This is a genomic window from Streptomyces sp. SID10853 (assembly GCF_010548145.1).
GTDB lineage: Bacteria > Actinomycetota > Actinomycetes > Streptomycetales > Streptomycetaceae > Streptomyces.
Window position 1 is genome coordinate 1 of record NZ_JAAGLN010000345.1, and the last position, 5419, is coordinate 5419.

Here is a 5419-nt window from a genome sequence, read left to right on the forward strand (position 1 = left end):
AGGGCCTGTTCCTGTATACCCGGGGTCTCTGTGCCAGCCGGGAGGGCTCATCTGGGTCACAGCCGCCACCGTAGCCGCGCTGCGTGAAAATCACATGAATCAGGGCCGCCGGGCCACCGGGGAAGACTGACCAGGCACGCCTCAGTCTTCGCGGACCTCGGCCAGCGCCTCGGGCCCGGTGCCCGCCAGCATCGTGTGCTGGACGAGCCGCATCACCGGCAGCACCAGCGGCACCGCCGTCAGATACTCGGCCAGCCGCTGTGCGGCGGGGGACGCGGTGCGCCGGAACGCCCCGACCCTCTCCCGCCCGGTGAGCGCCGCCGCGGCCCGTACCGGTGCACCGGAGGGCGGCTGGTCCCGGCGCACCCAGGCGGCCGCTGTGGGCACGGACCGGCCGGTGGCGCCCGAGACCAGCCGGGACCAGCCCTCCACGGCGGTGCGCCGCAGGGCGAGTACCGGGACCGGTCTGCCGTTCCGCGGATCGGACCCGGGCGGCGCCGCACCGAACTCCAGCCGCCCCAGCGGGCCTTCGTGCCGCCGCAGCACTCCTCCGTACGCGGGCAGATGGGTTCGCCGCCACAGCCGCTGGGGCAGCGGCTGGACGACGGCGACCGGAGTGGTGGCCGACCACTTGTACAGCAGCCGTTGCAGGACACCGGAGCGCCACAGGGGCCCCGAGCAGTCCGAGAGCAGCAGGACGATCCTGCGGCCGGTGGGATCACCGAGCCCGGCGGCTTCGCGCAGCGGGCCCGCCGGGACGCGCCCCGCCGCATATCCGGCGGCGTCGTCACCGTACGGGTGCAGATAGCGGAGCTGAACGTCCTGGAAGACTCCGGCGCTCGCGCAGACCCCGGCCAGCTCCTCCAGGGCGCTCTCCCAGGCGACCGTCGACGTGGAGACATCCATCAGGAGCAGGAGCCGCGGCTTCTGCCGCCGTACAGCCCGCAGTACCGGGACGACCAGCCCGGTGTCGGCCGCCCGGCCCGCGGTGGCCTCCTCGTCGAGGCTGCGGCCCGGTGGCAGGGCCGGTGACCGGTAGCCGCGCAGCGGCCGTAACGCGCGCTGGAGTGCGTGCGGATCGGCGAGTGCCGGCGCCGCGGGCACCAGGACCGGGGAAGTCTCCATGGCCGCGGGCACGCCGTCCGGGTCCGGCGCGGTCAGCAGGGCGGCGGGCGCGCCGGGCGTGGAGGCGGTGGCCGCGGGCGGCTCGACGGCCCGGGTCACGGGTGCGGGAGCGGGGTCCTGGGGCTCCGGCGGGAGGCTCTGTGCGTGGACCGGTGCGGTGGAAGCGGGGGCCCCGGTACGGGCGGCCAGCCACAGGGCGTCCGCCAGCTCCCGCGCGTCGAGGTCGCGGCCGGACTCCCGCAGCCGGGCGACCAGGGTGGTCAGCGCCACGGCCCGCCCGCTCTCGTCCCGCCCTGCCTCCATCACGTCACCGCGGCCCGTTGTCGAGGGGCCGCATGAGGAGGTCGGCCACGGCCTCCTGGTCCGCAGGCCGGCTCCCCGCGGTGTGCTGGACGAGGTAGATCGCGTTCAGCAGCTGGTCGGTCGGACGCACTCCGCCGTCCGCCTCGGTCCGGACGAACCGGTCGACGAGGCCGATGTACTCGTCGTAGGAACCGGCGCCGAAGTGCGCCTGCACCATGGCGGCGAGCCGTTCGTCCCGGGGCGCCGCCAGGTCGAGGTGGATACACCGGCGCAGCAGCGGAGCGGGGAAATCGCGCTCACGGTTGCTGGTCATGACGACCACGGGGAAGGCCCGGCAGCGCACCCGGCCGCCGGTGACCGGTGCGCGCAGCCCGTCGTCGGTGAGGACCTGGACGGTCTGCTGCCCCGGGCGGTCGGCGACCCGCTCCAGCTCGGGCAGGGTGAATTCGCCCTCCTCCAGCACGTTGAGCAGGTCGTTGGGGAGGTCGATGTCGCTCTTGTCCAGCTCGTCGATGAGCAGCACCCGGGGGCGGTCGGCAGCGAGCAGCGCGGTGCCGAGCGGGCCGAGCCGGAGATAGCGCCCGATGTCTCCGGCCGAGTGCGGACCGCCGGCCGCGCCGCCCTCCAGCCGGGCCAGCTGCGCGTCCTGGAGGCGCCCGATGGCGTCGTAGGAGTAGAGGCCATCGCGGAGTTCGCTGCGGCTGACGACGGGCCACTGCAGAACGCGGCCCAGGCCGAGTTCGAAGGCGAGGTCGTGGGCGAGGGTGCTCTTGCCCGAACCGGGCTCGCCGGTGATCAGCAGCGGCCGGCGCAGGTACAGCGCGGCGTTGATGAGCCGCAGCGCCTCGCTGCCCGGTACTGCGAGGGGGACGGTCCGGTCGCCCAGCCGCCGCCGGGTCGCGGAGTCGGCTTCCGGCACCCGGTAGTCGATGGGCCTGGCGTCGAAGTCACGCCAGGGCGGTGGCGCCGGCCGGCTGTCGATCCGCTCCGGGGCGGGGTCCCCGGTGCCGCGGTAGATGAACCATTCGCTCATCGCTGGTTCGCTCCTCATCGGCGCCGGGCGTTCCGGGATACGTACCCGTCCGGCGCATCGTCAAAGTCGTATTCAGGCCATTGAAGGGGCGTCACCGTGGAGCAGACCGCCGGTCGCCCTGGCTGCGGGGCGCTGGTCACGGGGAGTCGAGGGGGGATTCGTCGTCGGTGGGCAGCGGCCGCCCCGGATCGTCGTACAGCAGCATCAGCGGTTCCGGCCATTGGGTCTCGGGGCGCCTGCGGTCGATGTCCTCCCGCAGATGCCGCAGCCGGTCCGGGAGTTCGGCGGTGCTGCCGACCGTGTCGAACAACTTCTGTACCCGCGTACGGAGTTCGTCGCACTGCTGTCCGCAGCTGTGCCCGCTGTGGCCGCCGATGTCCCACAGCGCGATACCGTGACCGGCCCGCAGCGTCAGCTCGATGGCGGTGGACCCGGCGCCCCTGCCGGCGGGCCGGCACAGGACGGGGACGGCGCCGGGCGGGAGTGTCTCGTAGTACACCGGTCGTTGGGCCGCGCCCGGTTCCGGTATCCGTGCCACGGTCAGCCGCTGAGCCTCAGCCGTGGCCTGCCAGCGGCTGCCCCGGCCCTCCTCGTCGCTCCACTGGCCGCGCCGCCCGAGGTCACGCACCACCAGACGGCGCTGTGCGCCCAGCTGGGTGAGACCGCCCATCGGCGGAGCGTCCTGGAGCTGCCAGCGGTGGACCGGCGTGTCGAACCTGCTGACCGGCAGTGCGATCTCGACGGGCAGCGGATGGGCTTCGTCGGGGTCCTCGGCGTGCAGCACCTGATGGAGCCTGCGCCGCAGCGTCTGGTGGTTGTGCCAGGCCGCGTCGGAGCGCGGGGCGGGCTCCTCGTACACGCCGACCTGCTCGCTGCCGCCTTCGCCGTCGAAGAGGTGGATCGTCCACTCGAAGAGGTCGGGGTCGTCGTACAGAGGGTCCATCACGACCGTGACCACCGGCCCCTCCTTGGGGCCCGGGTACGGCAGGACGACGCGTTCGGGGCTCGCGGGGTCGGGCAGCAGCCCGGCGGGCAGGCTGATCCCGGTGACCAGTTCGTGGTGGAGCGGGTCCGCCACCTGCTCCAGTCTGCGGTTGATCCAGTCGAAGAGGGGGTCTGCCGCACCTCCGCGCGCCCGCGCGTACAGGACGACGAGCCGGAGGTAGCGGAGGTGGACGAGCGGGTCGAGCGGCTGCTCGCCGTCGTACAGCAGACCGTGGCCGTCCCGCCAGCTGCGCAGTACGGCCCGGGAAGGAGGCAGCAGGTCACCACCGGCCGCCTGCCGGGCGAGAGTCGCGACGGGGGCTCCGGTATCGGGCCCCGGCAGTGCGGCGAGCAGCCCGAGCGCCTCCCGCCGGTCGCGCGGTGTCCAGCCACCGGAGGCCGCGGGGCCCGTCGCCGGCTGCCGGGCGGTCCAGGTGTGGTGCCCTGTCCTGGCGGCGTGCCAGCGATCGTGTGCGGCCATCACCTCCCGGTAGCGGTCGCCGAACCCACGCAGCGCGCCTGCCGCGACGGCGAGACCGCCCTCCTTGTCCTTCCTGCGGGACTTGATGATGCCGATGACCTCACCGGTGAACGGGTCGAGGAGCGGACCGCCGGAGACGCCCTTGGGGTATTCGGCGCCGGGCTCGATCACGAGTCCGTGGTCCCCGCTGAGCACGTTGATCCCGGCCTTGGCGACGAAGGACACCGGGCCGCCTCCGGGCGCGGCCTGCGGTTCCGGCCGGTAGCCGTGCACCAGGACGGTGTGCATCGGCCGTACGTCGCGGTCGGTGAACCATACGCATTCGTGTTCCGCCTCCCGGTCCAGCAGCCGGACCAGGGCGAGATCCCGCTCCGGAGGGATCGACGGCCCCTCCTTGTCGGCCAGCCGCCAGGCCACCACCTCGGCGGGGACCGGGATCCCGTCGTTGAAGTCGCCGCGGACCGCGAGGCGCCCGCCGGGCCCGCCGGGCAGATGCGGGCGCAGCACATGGGCGCACGTCAGAACCCAGCCGGGGGCGATGAAGAAGCCGCTGCCCCAGAAGTCCCCTGCGACACCGGCGGCGGGCAGCAGGTGGACGGTCGCGGCCGCCGTGAGGGAGCTGATGACAGGGTCGGGCTCATTCATCGGCGGGCTGCCGGCCGGCGTTCTCGGCGAGTTTCCAGGTGAGGGCCACTTGAAGGGCTGTCTTCGCCTCGGCCCCCGCGAGAACCGAGATGACCTTCCCCTCCTTGACGCTGAACTCCAGGCCGAAGGTGACAGTGGCCTCGTCGGGGCGCGCGGCGCGCGCGGCGTCCAGCACCGAGGCTCCGACCCCGGCGATCACCCGCCGGAGATCGTCCACCCGGTTCTGCAGGACCTCCGCGACGCCCACGTCCTCGTACCCGTCGCCATGGGCACCTGACGTGGTCAGCCGGGCGTGCACGACCGCACCTCCCGGCAGGACGATTTCTTGCACCTCGGCCGCCATGACTCCCCCGTGGTCGATCAAGTCACCTTACCCAAAGGGTACTTGGACTGTGCCGAGGCTACCGGCCGGCCCGGTCGCGGAGGAGTCCGGAACCCGCCACGGACCGGTCGGGCCCGACCACGCATATTCTGGAAACGGAACATCCGGAACGCATCAGGAGCGACACGTGTACTTCACCGACCGCGGCATCGAGGAACTGGAGAAGCGGCGGGGCGAGGAGGAAGTCACCTTCGAGTGGCTCGCCGAGCAGCTGCGTACGTTTGTCGACCTGAACCCGGACTTCGAAGTTCCGGTCGAGCGCCTGGCGACCTGGCTGGCCCGGCTGGACGACGAGGACGAGGACGACGACTGAGGCGCAGCGGGTCGCACAGGGGCGCGGGAGCCGGGGCGGGAGCCGGGGCGCCGGAATGCCGGGGACGGCGCCGGCTCAGCCGCCCGCCCGCATCCGGTCGTACGCGAGGCCGAGCACCCCGTGCGCCATCAGCAGCGCGGCCGCCGTGGTCCA

At 73.3% G+C, this 5419-nt stretch carries 5 protein-coding genes; 1 reads left to right on the forward strand and 4 read right to left on the reverse strand.

The features are described from left to right. Window positions 1-141: 141 nt before the first annotated feature. The 4 genes from G3I19_RS34195 to G3I19_RS34210 all read right to left on the reverse strand — a co-directional run bounded on the left by G3I19_RS34195 (window position 142) and on the right by G3I19_RS34210 (window position 4935). A complete protein-coding gene (locus tag G3I19_RS34195) occupies window positions 142-1428 on the reverse strand; it encodes an SAV_2336 N-terminal domain-related protein (protein ID WP_164267590.1) in 1287 nt (428 codons plus the stop codon). 4 nt (window positions 1429-1432) lie between these two features. Further along, window positions 1433-2461 (reverse strand): MoxR family ATPase, encoded by a 1029-nt coding sequence (locus G3I19_RS34200; RefSeq protein ID WP_164267591.1) that lies wholly within the window; start codon window positions 2459-2461, stop codon window positions 1433-1435. A gap of 136 nt (window positions 2462-2597) precedes the next feature. Further along, complete coding sequence (locus G3I19_RS34205) at window positions 2598-4571, reverse strand: trypsin-like peptidase domain-containing protein (RefSeq protein ID WP_164267592.1); 1974 nt, start codon at window positions 4569-4571, stop codon at window positions 2598-2600. Next, entirely contained in the window at window positions 4564-4935 is a 372-nt protein-coding gene (locus G3I19_RS34210) for a CU044_2847 family protein (protein ID WP_239075021.1), read from the reverse strand. The genes G3I19_RS34205 and G3I19_RS34210 overlap by 8 nt, the downstream gene beginning before the upstream one ends. A gap of 145 nt (window positions 4936-5080) precedes the next feature. Between G3I19_RS34210 and G3I19_RS34215 the strand changes: the two genes are divergently transcribed. After that, entirely contained in the window at window positions 5081-5266 is a 186-nt protein-coding gene (locus tag G3I19_RS34215; protein WP_164267593.1) for a DUF6104 family protein, read from the forward strand. Window positions 5267-5419 lie beyond the last annotated feature (153 nt).